The sequence below is a fragment of the Candidatus Protochlamydia sp. W-9 genome (assembly GCF_001950615.1).
Taxonomy (GTDB): Bacteria; Chlamydiota; Chlamydiia; order Chlamydiales; family Parachlamydiaceae; genus Protochlamydia; species Protochlamydia amoebophila.
In genome coordinates this window covers 1-3672 of sequence record NZ_BCPZ01000146.1, presented here as the reverse complement: position 1 = coordinate 3672, position 3672 = coordinate 1, and the positions used below count along the sequence as shown (strand labels likewise).

Genomic DNA, 3672 nt, shown 5'->3' with positions numbered 1-3672 from the left:
CATTGAAATAATAGTTATTTATATATTATAATTTTATAAAATAAATAAAATTTAAAAATAATTTAATTAATTTGGGGTTAATTTTGAATATTCATAATCCGATATTTAATTCTAGTAATCTCCTTGTTAGCACAGACACTTATTCTTACTACCGATCGAACAATCATTTAAAATTTTCTGAACGAATTCATTTATTGTGCAAAACAATTTTTCAGACCTTTCTCAACTTATTTTTTAATTATTTTAAAAAAGATCTGCTTCAATCTCAATGGAGAGAAATTTTTTGGGGGCAAAAAGTAATTATCGTTTCTAATTTTAACCCAACTCATTCAGAATCTGTTATGTCTTTATCAAGCCCAAGCCAAATTTCATGCTTTGCCCCACCTCCCCCCATATTGAGCTTTCAGGATAATACTTATCTAAAAATTTCAAGTTCTCAAAAAACTTTGTTAATGGAAAAATCGCCCTATTTTAAAATTCTTTGGTCGGGAAATTTTCGAGAAACCCTCCAAAATCCTCTCGCTTTGACGCAAAAAGAGTTTACTCATCTGCTCAATTGTTTGATGAATGCAAATTTTAAAGTTCCTTTACAAAAGATCCCTTCTTTGATTCAACTAGCAGATTACTATCAACTGACAGAAATTGTAAAAAATTTAGAAAAACAGTTGATTGCTGAGTGTAAATTAAAGAAATATGAGCTGTTTAACTCTAGAGAAGACAGTCTAGTAGAGTTAAAAAAACTTTTAAATTTTGCGCACCAATATCAATTAAACACTTTAAAAAATTATTTAGAACTCACAGTTGTAAGTTCATTATTAAATCAGACATCTCATTTAACGGAATTTGAAAAAATTTTAAATCACTTTCCAAATGAAATAGAAGAACTCAATTTTTCAAAAAATACTTCTTTGACTAATGCCCATCTCTTAGCGTTAAAAAATTGTAAAAATTTAAAAGTGCTTCATCTTCAAGAGTGCCGCAATCTCACGGATGCAGGATTAGCATATTTGACACCCTTAACGGCTTTACAGCATTTAAATCTGGCTGGATGCAAATTTGCTAATGCAGGATTAGCGCATTTGACACCTTTGGTGGCTTTACAACATTTAAATCTGAGCCATTGTAGAAATATCACGGATGCTGGATTAGCGCATTTGACACATTTAGTGACTTTAAAATATTTGAATCTGGGCCATTGTAAAAATATCACGGATGCTGGATTAGCGCATTTGACACCTTTAATGGCTTTACAGCATTTGAATCTGGGCCATTGTAGCAATTTCACAGATGCTGGGTTAGCGCATTTGACACCTTTATTGACTTTAACGCATTTGAACCTGAGTTGGTGCTATAATTTCACAGATGCAGGATTAGCGCATTTAACTCCCTTAGTGGCTTTGCAGCATTTGAATCTGGGCCATTGTAGAAATATCACGGATGCTGGATTAGCGCATTTGACACCTTTAGTAGCTTTAACGCATTTGAACCTAAGTTGGTGCTATAATTTCACAGATGCTGGATTAGCGCATTTGACACCTTTAATGGCTTTACAGCATTTAGATCTGAGTAGTTGTTTTAATCTCACAGATGCTGGACTAGCACATTTGACACCTTTAGTCACTTTGCAACATTTAGATCTGAGCTATTGTAGAAATCTTACGGATGCTGGATTAGCGCATTTGACACCTTTAGTGGCTTTAACGCATTTGAACCTGAGTTCGTATAATCATCTTACTGATGCCGGATTAACACATTTGAAACCCTTATTGGCTTTAACGCATTTGAACCTGAGTTCGTGTAATCATCTTACTGATGCCGGATTAACACATTTGTCACCCTTATTGGCTTTGCAGGATTTGAATTTGAGCTATTGCGAAAATTTCACTGACGCTGGATTAGCGCATTTTAAATCCTTATCAGCTTTCCCAAATTTGAATCTAATTTGGTACCAAAGTTGCATCAATCTAGAGGATTAGTGCATTTGATGTACTTAGTAAGCATAATATATTTGAATCTGAATTGGTGCAAAAATTCTCAATAATGCTGAATATAAAAATTTGTTAGTTCCTCAAATTTAATAAAATTACAGATAAAAATCTTTATCAGAGAATGTTTATTTTTGCGTAAAAACTCGATTGCTCACAAAAATCTTAATGTTAATTTGAATGTAATTTAAGCTTAGAAACAAAGCACTCGTAAAATTTATAATAATAAAAAATATATACAGATTACTTTTTTTCATCCTGTGTTTTAGTCAAAAAAACTATTTAATTAACTTAGATAACAAACTGATTAACAAGGGCAAATAATGAATCGAAGCTCCTTCTAAAGAAAACATAACTCCTTCTCTTAACATGTTTGGCCATGTAAAAAATCCAGGTTTGCTCAACAAATTTGATAAATTACTTTCCAAATTACGTCGTTCGTCGTCATTAAATCCAAACGTTGTCGTACAATCTTTAACCCAATCTTGAAGTTCATTTAAATCATTTAAATTTATTAGGCTAAGACGCGTAATAAGCTCTTTGATTTCTTCTCTGGATTGAATTTTTTTGCTCATTTTTTGTAATTCTTCTTGAGATATAAGTCTACTGTCAATCTCTCCTAGTTTATTTTCAAGCTCTTGATAATCTATTTTTTGTCTTGATACTGTTTGCTGAGATTGAGTTAGCTTATGTTGAGTTTGGTTTAATTTTCTTGTTGTTTGAGCATGCTCTGCTTTTACTTGAGCTAAGCTCTGGCTTGTTTGTATATGTCCTGCTCGTTCTTTAAGCAAATTCCGTCTTGTTTGCGTATGTACTGCTTGTCTTTCAGCCAACTTCTGTTTTGCTTGATCGCGATCTTTTCTAATTAAAATGCCTACCTGGGTAAGTTTTTCGCATTTAAGCTTTTTATTAGCAATTAACCTTATTTTTTCAGAAATTTCCAAATTACTACTTCTTTTCAACTCGGAATAACGACTTTGTGCTTCATTTAAATCTTGCTTCAGTCTATTTATTTCTTCTTGATGTGCTTTCTCTTGATTTTCAAGTTCAGATTTTTCCTTGCGTAAATCTTCTAATAGCGTGTTTAAGCCAACTCTTTCATTGACAAGTTCGACATTTTCATTGACAAGCCTTGTATTTCTCTCAGAAAGCTCTTGTCTTTCTTTTTCATATTTTTCGAGTGTTCTTTGAATATCTGCTATTTGCCTAACTTTTTCATTTAACGTTTCTTGAACTTTTTGAAATTCTTTTTGAAGCAAACTTATTTGTTGCTCATGGTTAAGCATTGTCTCTTTAAATTTACCATTATCCTGATTATGAACAGTGATTTTTTGAGTAAGATCAACATTATCTTTCTGAAGACTACGAACCGGGTCAGTAACTAGTAAAATTTGCCCGCAAACTGTTTCAACTTTATCTATCAATTCTCTATTTCTTGTTTCAGTTTTTTTTAGAGATTCAAATAAAATCCTTATTTCTTCTATTTCTCCTGTTGAAAAAGTACCTACAGATTGGGTTTCCATAATATCACCTCTTGAAATTGTTTGAAGTTAAGTTAAAAAAGTTAATTATTTATAAATATCCTTCTATATTCACTTTAAAAGGTATTGATATAATCAATGTAAAAACTTTTTAAACATTTTAATCAACTATTTTCTTTATTTATCTTTAAAGATATTGATATAAA

Annotated in this window: 2 protein-coding genes; one reads left to right on the top strand and one right to left on the bottom strand. The window is 31.4% G+C overall.

Features of this window, described 5'->3' with window-relative positions; genetic code table 11:
• The first annotated feature begins 83 nt into the window (after positions 1–83).
• Complete coding sequence (locus BU804_RS04320; RefSeq protein ID WP_075883122.1) at positions 84–1976, top strand: leucine-rich repeat domain-containing protein; 1893 nt, start codon at positions 84–86, stop codon at positions 1974–1976.
• 287 nt (positions 1977–2263) lie between these two features.
• On the opposite strand, the gene BU804_RS04315 is transcribed toward BU804_RS04320, so the two are convergent.
• The gene (locus BU804_RS04315) at positions 2264–3508 is read right to left on the bottom strand and encodes a hypothetical protein (protein ID WP_075883121.1); all 1245 of its coding nucleotides are present in this window, start codon (positions 3506–3508) and stop codon (positions 2264–2266) included.
• Between the last annotated feature and the right edge of the window lie 164 nt (positions 3509–3672).